Source organism: Actinomyces capricornis (assembly GCF_019974135.1).
GTDB lineage: Bacteria > Actinomycetota > Actinomycetes > Actinomycetales > Actinomycetaceae > Actinomyces > Actinomyces capricornis.
The window spans coordinates 2266803-2280869 of the sequence record NZ_AP025017.1 but is presented as its reverse complement, the minus strand read 5'-3'; the positions used below and the strand labels follow the sequence as shown (position 1 = coordinate 2280869).

The window sequence follows — 14067 nt, the reverse complement described above, 5'->3', positions numbered from 1 at the left end:
GCCCCGCTGCCCCAACCTACCCCGGCGCCCCGGACCTCGGGGCCGGGGCGCCGTCGTCGTGCACGATCTGCCCGCGCGCAGGCGGGGGTATCAGTGCGGCATCGGGGCGGGCGTCAGTCCTGGGCCGCCGAGGGGTGGGTCATGTCGGCCGGCACCACCCAGGCGTCGAAGTCCTCGGCGGTCACGAAGCCCAGCTCCAGGGCGGACTCGCGCAGGGACAGGCCCTTGTGGTGGGCGTTCTTGGCGATCTTGGAGGCCTTGTCGTAGCCGATGTGGCGGTTGAGGGCCGTGACCTGCATGAGGTTGGTCGTCAGGTTGGCCTCGATGCGCTCGATGTTGGGCTCGATGCCGTAGGCGCAGTTGGTGTCGAAGGACACGCAGGCGTCGCCCAGCAGCTGGATGGACTCCAGGACGCACCAGGCCATCACCGGCTTGAAGACGTTGAGCTGGAAGTTGCCCTGGGAGCCGGCGAAGCCGACGGTCGCGTCATTGCCGAAGACCTTGGTGGCCACCATGGTCATGGCCTCGCACTGGGTGGGGTTGACCTTGCCGGGCATGATCGAGGAGCCCGGCTCGTTCTCGGGGATGATGAGCTCGCCGATGCCGTTGCGCGGCCCCGAGGCGTACCAGCGCACATCGTTGGCGATCTTCATCAGCGCATCGGCCAGGACCCTCAGGGCGCCGGAGACCAGGACCAGGGCGTCGTGGGCCCCCAGGGCGGCGAAGAGGTTGTCGGCCTGAGTGAAGTCGATGCCCGTCTCCTGGCTGATCCTCGCGGCGCACAGCTGCCCGAAGCGCGGGTGGGCGTTGAGGCCGGTGCCCACGGCGGTTCCGCCGATGGCCAGCTCGCGGGCACGGGAGTCGGCGTAGCGGATGCCGTCCAGGGCGAAGTCGATCTGGGCGACCCACCCGGAGAAGACCTGGCCCAGGGTGATGGGGGTGGCGTCCTGGAGGTGGGTGCGCCCCACCATGACGACGTCGTTGTAAGCCTTGGCCTTGGCGTCCAGGGTCTCGCGCAGCTGGGTGATGCGCGGGTACATGGCCTCCAGCTCGCTGACCACCGCGATGTGCATGGCGGTGGGGAAGGTGTCGTTGGAGGACTGGCCGCGGTTGACATGGTCGTTGGGGTGGACCGGGGACTTGGTGCCCATCTCGCCCCCGGCCATCTCGATGGCGCGGTTGGAGATGACCTCGTTGGCGTTCATGTTGGACTGGGTGCCCGAGCCGGTCTGGAAGACCACGAGGGGGAACTCCTCGTCGAGCGCCCCGGAGATGACCTCGTCGCCGGCGGCGGCGATGAGGTCGGCGATGTCCTGGGGCAGCTCGCCGAGCTCGGCATTGGCCAGGGCGGCGGACTTCTTGAGCACGCCCAGGGCCCTGATCATGGGCCTGCCCCATACGAAGGTCTCGCGCCCGATGTCGAAGTTGCCCAGGGAGCGCTGGGTCTGGGCGCCCCAGTAGCGGTCGGAGGCGACCTCGACGGCGCCCATGGAGTCGGTCTCGGTGCGGGTGGGGACGGCCTGGTCGGGCGTCTTTGCATCAGTAGCCATGGCGCCAGGCTACCGCGCGACCGGGGTCCGCCGGCATGCCCACGGACGGCCGCGCCGGTGATGGCCGCCTATCCGCGCCTCCGGCGGCCTCGCCCGGGCACCCACTGGGTCCGAGGCGATGGCACGCCGACTCTCAGAAGATTCTCAGATAGGCTTGTCAGGGTGGTGGAGATCCCAACGGAAAGGAATGCTCATGGGTGACAACGGAGCCTTCGACAGGCTGGCAGGCAAGGCCAAGGAGACCGCGGGCAAGCTCACCGGCGATTCGGGGACCGAGGCCGAGGGCAAGCTCCAGCAGGCCGAGGGCAAGGTCAAGGAGGTCGTCGAGGACGCCAAGGGCGCCGTCGAGGGGGCGGTCAACCGCTTCAAGCGCGACGAGAAGTAGTCCTCCCACTCTCGCAAGCCCGGGGCGCGTGGGGCCGGGGGCCATACCGGCCCCTCCCCCACGGCACCCCGGATCAGGCGGCCCCGCTCGGATCACCCGCGCGGGGCCGTTGTGCGTCCAGTGCATGCGGGCCCCGCCCGGAGCGGGCGCCGGGCATGCCCCCTACAGGGACGCCAGGACCGCCTCGATGCCGCGGGCGACGACGGGGTGGGCCCGGGCGGCCAGGCGCACCACCTCCTGGGGATCGGTGGGCTGCTCGGAGGCGCTGAGGTCGGACACGACGCTCAGTCCCGCCACTCCGACTCCCAGCTGGTGCAGGGCGATGGCCTCCAGCACCGTGGACATGCCCACGCAGTCGGCTCCGAGCCCCGCCAGCATGCGGGTCTCGGCCATGGTCTGGTACTCCGGCCCGCGCAGGGCGGCGTAGACCCCGGACCTGCCGGTGACCTCCTCCAGCCCGGCGGCCAGCTGCGCATCCCAGGTGGCGCGCACATCGGCGAAGACCGTGCCCTCGAAGGGCGAGGCGCCGGTGAGGTTGAGGTGGTCGGTGATGACCATGACCTCCCCTAGGCGCCAGTCGCGCAGGCAGCCATTGGCATTGACCAGGACGGCGGCGCGCACCCCGCTGGCCGCGGCGGCCCGGGCCAGGGCCACCACCGGGGCCGGGCCGCCGCCCTCGTAGAGGTGGGTGCGGCCGAAGGCCACCAGCACATGCCTGCCGCCGCGCTCGTAGGAGGCCAGGAGGTCCTGGTGGCCCGGGGCGGCCGGGGCCCGGACACCCGGCAGGTCCGACAGGGGCAGGCTGGCCTGGGGCGCTCCCCACTGCTGCAGGGCGTCCGCGCTGCCCGAGCCCAGGACGACCAGCAGGTCGTGACGCGGCACGCAGGTGCGCCGGGCGATCTGGTGGGCGCCCTCCAGGGCCGGGCCTGCGCCGGCAGGGCCGCCGGACTCGATGAGCGCCTGGAGGACCTGGGCGCCGGGACGCGAGACCATGCGCTCGCTCATCCCGCTCAGGCCTCCCCAGCCGCCCGGCGCCCCGGGCGCCTCCGGTGCCCCACTGCCGCCCATGGGCCTGTCTGCGTGACCGCTGCTCATGCCTCGCCGCCTGCCCCGGCCCCGCTGCGGGCGCCGTCGGGCCGCGCGCCGGCGGCCTCCTGGGCCCGCACCCGCCCGCGCCCCAGCACCAGGTGGCCGACCAGCCCGATCAGCAGGGCCACCAGGACCCCGAGGTTGGCGTAGGCCCATGGCCCCTCGCGCCCGCCCAGAGGCCCCAGGAGGTAGCCCTGCCAGGTCAGCCAGGAGGCGGAGGAGTTGGTCACCAGGCCCCAGCCCAGGGCGGCGCCCACCGCCATGAGGCCGATGGCCTCCCAGTTGACCGAGCCGTAGATGCCCCGGGAGGTGAACAGGGCCGCCTCGTCGTAGTCGCGGCGCCGCAGCACCACCTCCGCGATCATGATGCCGGCCCAGGCGGCGATGAGGACGCCCAGGGTGGTCAGGAAGCCCTGGAAGGGCACGAGGAAGCCCGAGGAGCCGAAGATGACGGCGATGGTGCCCAGGGCCATGATGGTGGCGTCGATGGCGGTGGCCGTGTGGCGCCGCACCGGCAGCCCGGTGGCCAGGAGGGACAGGCCCGAGGAGTACAGGTCCATGATGATGCCCCCGGCCAGTCCCAGGATGGCCACCAGCGCGAAGGGGATGAGGAACCAGGTGGGCAGGATGGTGGTCAGTGCCCCGATCGGGTCGGCGTCGATGGCCTGCCCCAGCTCGGCGTCGGAGCCCACCAGGAGGATGCCGCAGATGACCAGGACGATCACGGGCAGGGCCGAGCCGAGCGTCGTCCAGCCCACCACCCCTGGCGTGGAGGCGCTGCGCGGCAGGTAGCGCGAGTAGTCGGCGGCGGCATTGACCCACCCGAGACCGAAGCCGGTGGCCACCATGACCAGCGCGCCGATGAAGGCGGCCGTGGAGCCCGCGGGCAGCGCCGCCAGGGCCGCCGGGTCGATGTGGTCGGCCACGAGGACGAGATAGAGGACCGTCAGGATGCCCGTGGCCCAGGTGATCCAGGTCTGGACCCGCATGATCGCCTCGAATCCGAGGATGCCGGCGCTGGCGGCCAGGCCCACGGTCACCAGGAAGCCGATGATCTGGGCGCTGGTCCGGCCCTGCCAGCCCATGGCGTGCAGGACGGTGGCCGAGGCCAGGGTGGCCAGCACGCACAGGACGGTCTCCCAGCCCACGGTCAGCATCCAGGAGATGGCGGCCGAGACCCGGTTGCCGTTGTAGCCGAAGGCGGCGCGGGACAGGGCCAGGGTGGGCGCGCTGCCGCGCTTGCCCAGGATGGCGATGACACCGCACAGGCCGAAGGAGACCACCACGCCCACGGCCGCGGCGGTCACCGCCTGGGCGAAGGACAGTCCGAAGCCCAGGACCCAGGCGCCCCAGGACAGGCCCAGCACGGAGATATTGGCGGCGAACCAGGGCATGAACAGGTCGCGAGGCCGGCCCTTGCGCTCGGACTCGGCGATGACGTCCAGGCCGGCGTTCTCCAGCAGGGATGCGCTCGGGGCCTGGGTCTGGTCGGGAGCGTCAGTGCTCATCGAGTACCTCCGGTGGGACGACGGACAGTGCCCGAGCATAGCCCCACAGCCGCCCGCCCCCCGGCCGGCGCTCGGGGCCGTCGCCTGCCGGCGGTGAGCGTGGGGAGGAGGGCGGGGATGCCCACCATCGGGCCGCGCCGGGCGAGGGCCGGCACGATGCCGCCGACGGGCGCCGTCAGACCCGCAGGCCCAGGCCCTTCATGCGGGAGATGGCACCCTGGGAGAGGACCTCGTGCAGCTGGTCGGCCGAGGTGCCCGCCACGAGCTCGGGGAACTGGGTCAGGAGCCGCTGGAAGGTACCGATCTCCTCACCGACCACACGCCGCGCCCACAGCCCCAGGCGGGCGGCGAGCTGGGTGTCGGCGCTGATGGCGGAGTCGAGCTCCATGGCGGCGCAACTGCCGATCGGGTCCTGGGCCAGCTCGTCGATGAGGCTGGTGCGCAGCGGCTCGGGCAGGGAGTCGCACAGGGCCATGCCGAAGTCGATGAGCAGCCCGAAGATGAGATAGGTCTTGACCAGCCGCTCGGCCCAGTCCAGGGGCCGCAGGCGCTCGTCGAGGTCGCCCAGGAGGCCGACGAAGCGCTCCGCGGCCGGGTAGGCCTGGATGCCTGCTGCGCTGGCGTGCTCGACGACGCGCTCGAAGGAGCCCACCTCCCAGGCGCTCATGTGCAGCAGCGCCACCCGGGAGTCCATGGTCGGGGCCTTGTCGGCGTCCTTGGCGTAGCGGGTGCAGGCGGCCGTGCGCGAGTAGGCGAGGACGCCCACGACGCCGGCCGCATACGTGGCGCGAGCCGGCCCGCCGCCCTCGAGGGGACCCATGGCAGCGGACTCGGCGGCGTCCTTGACGTCGGGCCGCGCAGGAGGTGTGGAGGCAGTCATGGGTGCCAGCGTAGCCAGAGCGGCGCCGGCGCGCTGGAGACCCGGCCTCAGGACCGGCCCCCGGTTCCCATGCCGCCCTCCACCCCGCTGCGATCCGCGGAGCCCCGGCCTTGAGCCGTGATATCTACCACGCGATCACCCCCGGGCTCATGGCGGATGGTGCGCCACTACCGTAAGACGGCTACTGTGTTCTCGTCCACGGTTGCCCGGTCGTCCAGCAGCCAGGCCCCACAGGCCGCTTCGCGCGGCCGCGACGGGGGCACGATTCACGATCGGCTGCCTCATCACACCGCGCCACGGCCAGCCCGGAGGCCCCGGGAATCTCAGGGGAATCCAGGCACGCCGCGCCTGCCGCCGGCCACCGCTCGCACCGCCAGTGCTGTGCGAGCCGCCCCGCAGTGCGCATGCGCTCGACCAGACAACGTCAGACAAGGAAGCTCGTGACCGACGAGATCAGCAGCCCCCAGATCCCCGAGCCCCAGGCGCAGCGGCCATCCGCCGATGAGCCCGCGCCCAGCCGCCCCTCCTCCGGCATCATCGAGACCGCCGGCGCCCATGCCCCCATCCTGGATGAGGCCACGCCCGACATCACTGATGAGGGCCAGGCCCAGGACCTCACGGCCCGGACCTTCGCCGATTTCGGCGTCGAGCCGGAGATCTGCGAGGCACTGGCCGCCAAGGGGATCACCCACCCCTTCCCCATCCAGGCCCTGACCCTGCCGGTGGCCCTGGGCGGCCAGGACATCATCGGCCAGGCCAAGACCGGAACCGGCAAGACCCTGGGCTTCGGCATCCCCCTGCTCATGGACACCCTGGGCCCCGGGGAGGAGGGCTGGGACGAGGACCCGGCCTCCGGCTCCCCCCAGGCCCTCATCGTCCTGCCCACCCGCGAGCTGGCCAAGCAGGTCGCCGATGAGCTGTCCACCGCTGCGGCCAGGCGCACCGTGCGCATCACCCAGGTCTACGGCGGGCGCGCCTACGAGCCCCAGATCGAGGCCCTGGAGAAGGGCGCCGAGGTCGTGGTGGGCACACCCGGCCGCCTCATCGACCTCATGGACCGCGGCGTGCTGGACCTGACCCACGTGACCACCGTCGTGCTCGACGAGGCCGACGAGATGCTGGACCTGGGCTTCCTGCCCGATGTGGAGAAGATCCTGGCCCGCACCCGCCCCGACCGGCACACCATGCTCTTCAGCGCCACCATGCCCGGCGCCGTCGTGGCCCTGGCCCGGCGCTACATGACCAAGCCCACGCATATCCGCGCCCAGGACCCCGGGGACGAGGGCATGACGGTCAAGTCCGTCCAGCAGGTCGTCTACCGCGCCCACGCGCTGAACAAGGTCGAGGTCGTCGCCCGCATCCTCCAGGCCGAGGGCCGTGGGCGCACGATCATCTTCGCGCGCACCAAGCGCACGGCGGCCCGCGTGGCCGAGGACCTGTCCTCGCGCGGATTCGCCACCGCCGCCCTGCACGGTGACCTGGGGCAGGGCGCCCGGGAGCAGGCGCTGCGGGCCTTCCGCAACGGCAAGGTCGATGTGCTGGTGGCCACCGACGTCGCCGCCCGGGGAATCGACGTCGACGACGTCACCCATGTCATCAACTACCAGTGCCCCGAGGACGAGAAGATCTATGTCCACCGCATCGGGCGCACCGGGCGGGCCGGCAACTCCGGCACCGCGGTGACCTTCGTGGACTGGGACGACGTGCCGCGCTGGCGGATCATCGCCAAGGCCCTGGGCCTGCCGATCGATGAGCCGGTGGAGACCTACCACACCTCCGAGCACCTGCGCTCCGACCTGGGCATCCCCGAGGGCGTCACCGGCAGGCTCCCCCGGCACAAGCGGGTCCTGGAGGGCCTGGACGCCGAGGAGATCGAGGACCTGGGTGAGACCGGTCGGAGGGCTCGCTCCGGCGCCCGGGGCGGGCGCGGCACCGGTCGCAGCGGTGGACGCCGCGATGGCCGCGGCGCTGAGGGGGCCGCGGGCTCCGGGCGCTCGCGCACCGGGCGGGGCTCGCGCTCGGGACAGGAGTCCCGCTCCTCGCGGCGCTCCGAGGGTGAGGCTCCCCGGCGCAAGCGCACCCGCAAGCGCACGCGCGGTGGCCGGCCCACCGAGCCCACCAGCGAGGCGTGAGTCGAGGCATGAGGTATTGACCGCCCGGCGGGCGCCCGGTAGGGCACCGCCGGGCGGTCCCTTTTAGAGGTTCTCCCGGAGGAAGGCGAAGACGCCGTCGGCGGTGATCTGCACGGCGATGGCGGCCAGGAGCAGGCCGAAGACGCGGGTGAGGATGCGGATGCCGGTCTCGCCCAGGAAGCGGTTGAGGGTCAGGGAGAAGCGCAGCGACAGCCAGATGATGATGTGGGTGCCGATGATGGCCGCGGTGACCGAGACCCATCCGGCCACCGCGTCCCCGGCGGTCTCCACCGCCACCATGGCGGCCACGATCGCCCCTGGGCCCGCCAGCAGTGGTGTGCCCAGGGGCACCAGCGCGGCGTTGGCGGTCACCGAGTCGGGGTCGGGGCTGTCGTCGGCCTTGCCGGTCAGCAGCTCCAGGGCCACCAGGAGCAGCAGCACTCCCCCGGCCACCTGGAGCGCGGGCACCGAGATGCCCAGGAACTTCAGGATGTAGCGCCCGAAGACGGCGAAGACCAGGATGACGGACAGGGAGACCCAGGTGGCCTGGCGCGCCGAGACCTTGCGCTCCTGCGGGCTCTGGCGCGCGGTCAGGGACAGGAAGATGGGGATGGCGCCCAGCGGGTCCTGGATGACCAGCAGGGTGGTGAAGCTGGTGGCGAAGAGCGCCACATCGAACACTGAGTCGAGCATGGAGGGTGACGGCGGCTTTCTGCGGCTGTGCACTGTGGGCGCTCAGCGCCCCGGAGGCCGCGGATCGGCTGGTTGAATGGGGACCAGCGCAGGGTACTTCACCGCGCGACAGTTGCGTCCCGCCGGCCCCTGTGGGGTGCGTCGTCGGCGCCCTTCCGGTTCGGGGTGGGCGGGGTCGGCGGTGATGCCCAGGAGGGGCGCGTGTCTCGCGGAGGGTCGGGGCCGGGGACGGCGTCGGGCCGCAGTTGGACGTCGCTTGGCGGAATGGACGACCCCTACAAGGTACGTCCATTCCGCCAAGCGACGCACTCGTCGCGAAGTGACGCCCAATCGCACCCGCCCCTCCATCCGCCAGGCCCCGTCGCCACCGATCCAGACAGCCCGGCGCTCCAGGCCCCCTGCCCCGGTTCCGGGCCAGCGGCCCGGGATCAGGGAGTCAGGAGCGGCAGGGCCCCCTCATCGAGGATCTGCTCGAGCAGGGCCGGGTCCATGAGGTTCTCCCCCAGCGCATTGGGCTTGCCGGTGCCGTGGTAGTCCGAGGATCCTGAGCGGCCCAGGCCCAGCCTCGTGGCCAGGGTGCGGGCCTGCTCGCGCTGGAGCGGGCCGTGATCGCGATGGTCGACCTCCAGTGCCGCCAGGCCGGCCTGGGCCATGGCCTCGAAGACCTCGTCGGGCACGAGCCTGCCCTGGCGGGAGGCGGCGCGCGGGTGGGCGGCCACGGGCACTCCCCCGGCGGCCCGCACCAGTCGGCAGGCCTCCACGGGGTCCAGCGCCCAGTGGCGCACGTAGTAGGGCGACCGGGGGGACAAGGGCCCGGCGAAGGCGGCGCTGCGGTTGTCGAAGCAGCCCGCGGCCACCAGGGCGTCGGCCAGGTGGGGCCTGCCGATGGTGGCCCCCTGGCCCGTCTGGGCCACGACATCCTCCCAGGTGATGGGGTAGTCGGCGGACAGGCGCTCAACCATGCGCCGGGCGCGGGTGGCCCGCGAGCTCCTGGCCCGCTCGAAGGCGGCGCTCAGGTCGGCGTCGTCGGGCCGGGGGAGGTAGGCCAGCAGGTGGAGGGAGACGCCGTCGGCGGCGCAGGAGATCTCGACGCCGCGCAGCAGGGACACGCCGGTGCGCGCCACGGCCCGCCCGGCCTCCGCCCACCCCTGGGTGGTGTCGTGGTCGGTCAGGCCGACGACGTCGAGGCCCGCCCGGGCGGCGGCGGCCATGAGCTGGGCGGGGGTGTCGGTGCCGTCGGAGCAGACCGAGTGGGTGTGGGGGTCGATGCGCACCGGGTCAGTATAGGAACCGGCCGGTTCGCCCCCGGGCGCCGCTGCGGCATCCCGCGGGCCGAGACCCTGCGGCGAGGGCGCACGGGTGGAAGACTCCTCCTATGGTCTCCACCGCACTGCCCGACACCGGCCCAGACGCAGACCCGGCCGCCACCGCGGCTCCTGACCCGGCCATTGACCCGGCCACTGAACCGGGCACTGGGCCGGTGCGCTTCGGCGTGGTCGGCGTGGGCTTCATCGCCCAGTGGTTCGCCGAGGCGGTGGCCCAGGAGCCGGCGGCGCGGATCGTGGCCGTGGCCTCGGCCCACCCCGAGCGCGCCCGCGACTTCGCGCAGCGTCACGGCGTGCCCCATGCCCACGCCGGCTTCGATGAGATGCTGCACGCCCACGGCCCGGCCGGCGATGACCCGATCGACGTGGTCTACATCGCCTCGCCCAACGCCCTGCACGCCCAGCAGGCCATCGCCTCCCTGGAGGCGGGCTTCCACGTGCTGGTGGAGAAGCCCTTCGCCCTGAGCCCCACCGAGGCCAAGGCGATGGTGGACAGTGCCCGGGCGGCGGGGCGCTTCCTCATGGAGGCCTGGCTGCCCGCCTTCGAGCCGGGGGTGGCCAGGCTGCGCGAGGTGCTGCCCCGCCTGGGCCGAGTGCACCGGGCGGTACTGGTCAAGGAGCAGTTCTCCTCGCGCATGGAGGCCTACCGGGCCGGGGAGCTCCCCGCCGTCCTCGATCCGGCCCAGGGCGGGGGCTCCCTCATGGACCTGGGGATCTACCCGGTGAACCTGGCCATCCACCTGTTCGGCACACCGGACCGGGTGACCGCCACCGGGCAGCTGCTGGACTCCGGGGCGGACTCCCACGGGACCGTGGTGCTGTCCTACGAGCACGGCCCGCACCGGGGCCTGGAGGTGGTCTGCCTGCACTCCAAGACCTCGGTGGGGGCCATCGACTCGGTGATCGCCGCCGAGCAGGCGGCCGTGGTCATCGATGACTGCCAGTGGCCGCGCCGTATCGAGCTTCGCGGCCCCCGAGAGCAGGAGCCGCGGGCCCTCCTCGAGGATCTCTCGGTCCGACGCCGGGGCCCGCAGCTGGCCTACGAGCTGGCCGAGGTGTGCCGCCTGGTGGGCTCGGGGGCGCACCAGGCGGGCCTGCACCCCCTCTACGCCTCCCTGGCCGCCGTCGATGTCCTGTCCCAGGCCCGGGCCCAGGTGGGGATCCGCTTCCCCGAGGACCTCCAGGCCTGAGGCGGGCCCGAGTCGCTCAGTAGGGCCGGGGCTCATACCCGAGCCGGTCCGGGAGTGCATGCGGGGCTCCCACAGTGACGTCGGGCCGGCGCAGTGGGAGGATGCGGGCATGACGCAGACCCCCAACGCCCCGAGCAGCCCCTCCGCACCCGATGCCGCGCCCGCGGCCTCCTCCGATCCGACCAGCGGCACCCAGGACTCCCAGCCCCTGGCCGAGCGTGTGAGCAACCGCTCCCACCGGCCCAGCAGCCGGGCCTTCCGCGACTTCATCGGCTCGGGCTGGGGCCCGCGGCCTCAGGACCTGCCGCAGCGCGCCGACTCCGCCCCCTGGGCCGCGGCCCGTCGAGAGGCCCTGGGCGCCCTGTTCCCCGGGGAGCGCCTCGTCATCCCCGCCGGCCCCCTGCGCGTGCGCAACAACGACTGCGACTACCGCTTCCGCCCCCACAGCGCCTTCGCCCACCTGACCGGGACCGGCACGGACTTCGAGCCCGACGCCGTCCTGGTCCTCGAGCCCCTGTCCCCCGCTCCCCAGGCCGGGCGGGACAGCAGCCAGGAGGCGCCCGGCACTCAGGAGGCCATCGGGGGCGGGCCCACCCATGAGGCGGTCCTGTACTTCCGCCCCCGGGCCTCGCGCAGCTCGGAGGAGTTCTACGCCGACTCCCGCTACGGGGAACTGTGGGTGGGGGTGCGCCCCTCCATCGAGGAGGTCGAGGCGACTACGGGGGTGCGCTGTGCCCCGATCGACTCCCTGCCCGACGCACTGGCCAAGGACGCCGGGGCCGGTGCGGTCCAGCTGCGCGTCATGGCCGAGGCCGATGAGGCCGTCACCTCCCTGGTGATGGAGACCCGGCAGGCGGCCGGGCTGGCGCTGGGGCAGGAGGCCGTCGAGCTCGACAGCCGCCTGGCCGAGGCGGCCAGCGAGCTGCGGCTGCGCAAGGACCAGTGGGAGATCGACCAGCTCCAGGCGGCGGTGGACGCCACCAAGGCGGGCTTCGAGGACCTCATCCGCTCCATCCCGCGGGCCACGGGCCACTGGCGCGGGGAGCGGGTCCTGGAGGGCGCCTTCGCCGCCGTGGCCCGCCAGGAGGGCAACGGCCTGGGCTATGACACGATCGCGGCGGCCGGGGACCACGCCAACACCCTGCACTGGATCAGCAATGACGGCCCGGTCCGGCCCGGCCAGCTGGTGCTGGTCGACGCCGGGGTGGAGGTCGACTCCCTGTACACCGCCGATGTCACGCGCACCATCCCGGTGGACGGGCGCTTCACCGAGGTCCAGCGCCGCGTCTACCAGGCGGTCCTGGATGCCGCGGACGCCGCCTTCGCCCGTGCCGGGGAGCCCGGCTGCCTGTTCAAGGACGTCCATGCCGCCGCCATGGAGGTCATCGCCGCCCGCCTGGAGGAGTGGGGCCTGCTGCCCGAGGGCGTCAGCGCTGCCGACTCCCTGGCCCCCGAGGGCCAGTACCACCGCCGGTGGATGGTGCACGGCACCTGCCACCACCTGGGCCTGGATGTCCACGACTGCGCCCAGGCCCGCCGGGAGATGTACATGGACGCCGCCCTGGAGCCGGGCATGTGCTTCACCATCGAGCCGGGCCTGTACTTCCGGGCCGACGACCTGCTGGTGCCCGCCGAGCTGCGGGGCATGGGGGTGCGCATCGAAGATGACATCATCGTGCGCCCCGATGGGCGGGTCGAGCGCCTCACCCAGGGCATCCCGCGCACCATCGAGGAGGTCGAGGCCTGGGTCAGCGGCCTCATCGCCTGAGCCGGCTCGCCGGGCCCCACTGGTGCCACGGGCCGGGGCGTAGGCTCCCCGGCCCCGGCCATTGACTCAAATCGCCATATACCGATAATATCGGCATATGGCGAACAATCATGGACTGCTGGCCTCCGACAGGACCGAGGACACCTCTGCGGTGCAGGACTCCACCGCCCTGGCGGCGCTCCTGGACACGCTGGGAGACCCCACGCGCCTGGCGATCCTGTCCCACCTCCACGGCGGGGAGCACCGGGTGGGCGAGCTGGCCGCCCACCTGGGCCTGGCCCAATCCACCGTCTCCCAGCATCTGGCGATCCTGCGCAGTGCGGGGCTGATCTCCACCCACTCCCACGGGCGGGCCCATGTCAGCGCCCTGGAGCATGCCGGCGAACTCGATGCGCTGCTGGCCGCCGCCACCGCCCTGGCCCGCGCCGTCCAGGCCCGGGCCGGCGGCCCGGCAGGCGGGAGCGAGCCGTGAGCGGGCAGCCCTGCACGGTACCCCCTGCCGAGGCCTGCGCCCACGCCCCGGCCCTGGACCACGGCCGCGCACCCGCCGGCGGGATCCAGGGTGGGGACCATGCCCACGGCCCCCACCAGGAGCGGGCCGCCTCCAGCCACTCCCACAGCCACTCCCACAGCCATGGGGCCGGGGCCTCACGCGGTCGCATCGCCGTGGCGCTGGCCCTGACGCTGGGGGTCATGGTCGCCGAGGTGGTCACCGCCCACCTCACCGGCTCCCTGGCTCTCCTGGCCGACGCCGGGCACATGCTCACCGACTCCGCGGGCCTGGTGATGGCACTGGTGGCGGCGCACCTGTCCACCCGGCCCGCCACGGACCGCTCCACCTGGGGCCTCAAGCGCGTCGAGGTGCTCGCCGCAGCGGCGCAGGCCGGAATACTGGCCATCGTGGGAGTGCTCGTGGCCGTGCGCGCCGTGACCGACCTGGCCAGCCCGCCGCAGGTGGCCTCTGCCGGCATGCTCATCATGGGCGCTGCGGGCCTGGCCGCGAATCTCCTGTCCCTGCTGATCCTGGCCCCTTACCGGGAAGGCAGCCTCAACACGAGGGCGGCCTTCCTGGAGGTCCTCAATGATGCGCTGGGCAGCGTCGGGGTGCTGGCGGCCGCGGGCGTCATCTGGGCCACCGGCTGGACCCGGGCCGATGCCATGGCCTCCCTCCTCATCGCCGTCCTCATCGCGCCGCGAGCGCTGAGACTGCTCCGGGAGGCCGCCTCGGTGCTCCTGGAGCTCACGCCCGCCGAGCTGGACCTGGGCCAGGTGCGCGAGCACATGGAGAGCGTGGAGCATGTGGAGGAGGTTCACGATCTGCACGCCTGGACGGTGGCCACGGGACTGCCGGTACTCACCGCCCACGTGGTGGTGCGCGACCAGTGCCTGCGCGACGGCCACGCGCCCCGGATCCTCCACGCCCTGCAGGACTGCGTGACCGGACACTTCCCGGTCAGGGTCGAGCACGCCACCTTCCAGCTCGAGCCCGCCGGGCACCGCGAGCACGAGCACCTGGCACACTGAGCGCCCGGCTCACCGGGCCCTGC

At 73.0% G+C, this 14067-nt stretch carries 12 protein-coding genes; 6 read left to right on the top strand and 6 right to left on the bottom strand.

Annotated features, from left to right (window positions below; genetic code table 11):
* Nucleotides 1-113: 113 nt before the first annotated feature.
* Complete coding sequence (gene fumC, locus MANAM107_RS09335; protein WP_223907696.1) at nt 114-1550, bottom strand: class II fumarate hydratase; 1437 nt, start codon at nt 1548-1550, stop codon at nt 114-116.
* Nucleotides 1551-1743: 193 nt separating this feature from the next.
* On the opposite strand from fumC, the gene MANAM107_RS09330 reads away from it, so the two are divergent.
* On the top strand, nt 1744-1935 hold the full coding sequence (locus MANAM107_RS09330; RefSeq protein ID WP_179900956.1) for a CsbD family protein: 192 nt from the start codon (nt 1744-1746) through the stop codon (nt 1933-1935).
* Nucleotides 1936-2097: 162 nt separating this feature from the next.
* On the opposite strand, the gene MANAM107_RS09325 is transcribed toward MANAM107_RS09330, so the two are convergent.
* The 3 genes from MANAM107_RS09325 to MANAM107_RS09315 form a co-directional block, all read right to left on the bottom strand.
* Nucleotides 2098-2940, bottom strand: coding sequence for a purine-nucleoside phosphorylase (locus MANAM107_RS09325; protein WP_179900955.1), 843 nt, complete (start codon nt 2938-2940; stop codon nt 2098-2100).
* An 86-nt stretch (nt 2941-3026) separates the two neighbouring features.
* Nucleotides 3027-4532 (bottom strand): purine-cytosine permease family protein, encoded by a 1506-nt coding sequence (locus MANAM107_RS09320; RefSeq protein WP_223907693.1) that lies wholly within the window; start codon nt 4530-4532, stop codon nt 3027-3029.
* Between the two features lie 175 nt (nt 4533-4707).
* The gene (locus MANAM107_RS09315) at nt 4708-5412 is read right to left on the bottom strand and encodes a ferritin-like fold-containing protein (protein WP_373314044.1); all 705 of its coding nucleotides are present in this window, start codon (nt 5410-5412) and stop codon (nt 4708-4710) included.
* Nucleotides 5413-5879: 467 nt separating this feature from the next.
* Here MANAM107_RS09315 and MANAM107_RS09310 point away from each other — a divergent pair, with 467 nt between their 5' ends.
* A complete protein-coding gene (locus tag MANAM107_RS09310; RefSeq protein WP_373314095.1) occupies nt 5880-7544 on the top strand; it encodes a DEAD/DEAH box helicase in 1665 nt (554 codons plus the stop codon).
* Nucleotides 7545-7607: 63 nt separating this feature from the next.
* On the opposite strand, the gene MANAM107_RS09305 is transcribed toward MANAM107_RS09310, so the two are convergent.
* Both MANAM107_RS09305 and MANAM107_RS09300 read right to left on the bottom strand, forming a co-directional pair.
* Nucleotides 7608-8237, bottom strand: a complete 630-nt coding sequence (locus tag MANAM107_RS09305) for a MarC family protein (RefSeq protein ID WP_179901307.1) — start codon at nt 8235-8237, stop codon at nt 7608-7610.
* 428 nt (nt 8238-8665) lie between these two features.
* The gene (locus MANAM107_RS09300) at nt 8666-9511 is read right to left on the bottom strand and encodes a PHP domain-containing protein (protein ID WP_223907691.1); all 846 of its coding nucleotides are present in this window, start codon (nt 9509-9511) and stop codon (nt 8666-8668) included.
* A 101-nt stretch (nt 9512-9612) separates the two neighbouring features.
* Here MANAM107_RS09300 and MANAM107_RS09295 point away from each other — a divergent pair, with 101 nt between their 5' ends.
* From MANAM107_RS09295 to MANAM107_RS09280, 4 genes are all read left to right on the top strand, one after another.
* Complete coding sequence (locus MANAM107_RS09295; RefSeq protein ID WP_223907688.1) at nt 9613-10752, top strand: Gfo/Idh/MocA family protein; 1140 nt, start codon at nt 9613-9615, stop codon at nt 10750-10752.
* 109 nt (nt 10753-10861) lie between these two features.
* A complete protein-coding gene (locus MANAM107_RS09290) occupies nt 10862-12520 on the top strand; it encodes an aminopeptidase P family protein (protein ID WP_223907686.1) in 1659 nt (552 codons plus the stop codon).
* A 97-nt stretch (nt 12521-12617) separates the two neighbouring features.
* Nucleotides 12618-12992 (top strand): ArsR/SmtB family transcription factor, encoded by a 375-nt coding sequence (locus tag MANAM107_RS09285; protein ID WP_223907684.1) that lies wholly within the window; start codon nt 12618-12620, stop codon nt 12990-12992.
* Between the two features lie 83 nt (nt 12993-13075).
* On the top strand, nt 13076-14044 hold the full coding sequence (locus MANAM107_RS09280) for a cation diffusion facilitator family transporter (protein WP_223913029.1): 969 nt from the start codon (nt 13076-13078) through the stop codon (nt 14042-14044).
* Nucleotides 14045-14067: the final 23 nt, after the last annotated feature.

Bases quoted from the DNA above. Each gene is read 5' to 3' on its own strand.
- MANAM107_RS09295 (WP_223907688.1), top strand. From the start codon at position 9,613: ATGGTCTCCACCGCACTGCCCGACACCGGCCCAGACGCAGACCCGGCC.
- MANAM107_RS09330 (WP_179900956.1), top strand. From the start codon at position 1,744: ATGGGTGACAACGGAGCCTTCGACAGGCTGGCAGGCAAGGCCAAGGAG.
- MANAM107_RS09325 (WP_179900955.1), bottom strand. From the start codon at position 2,940: ATGAGCGAGCGCATGGTCTCGCGTCCCGGCGCCCAGGTCCTCCAGGCG.
- MANAM107_RS09285 (WP_223907684.1), top strand. From the start codon at position 12,618: ATGGCGAACAATCATGGACTGCTGGCCTCCGACAGGACCGAGGACACC.
- MANAM107_RS09290 (WP_223907686.1), top strand. From the start codon at position 10,862: ATGACGCAGACCCCCAACGCCCCGAGCAGCCCCTCCGCACCCGATGCC.
- fumC (WP_223907696.1), bottom strand. From the start codon at position 1,550: ATGGCTACTGATGCAAAGACGCCCGACCAGGCCGTCCCCACCCGCACC.
- MANAM107_RS09315 (WP_373314044.1), bottom strand. From the start codon at position 5,412: ATGACTGCCTCCACACCTCCTGCGCGGCCCGACGTCAAGGACGCCGCC.
- MANAM107_RS09305 (WP_179901307.1), bottom strand. From the start codon at position 8,237: ATGCTCGACTCAGTGTTCGATGTGGCGCTCTTCGCCACCAGCTTCACC.
- MANAM107_RS09320 (WP_223907693.1), bottom strand. From the start codon at position 4,532: ATGAGCACTGACGCTCCCGACCAGACCCAGGCCCCGAGCGCATCCCTG.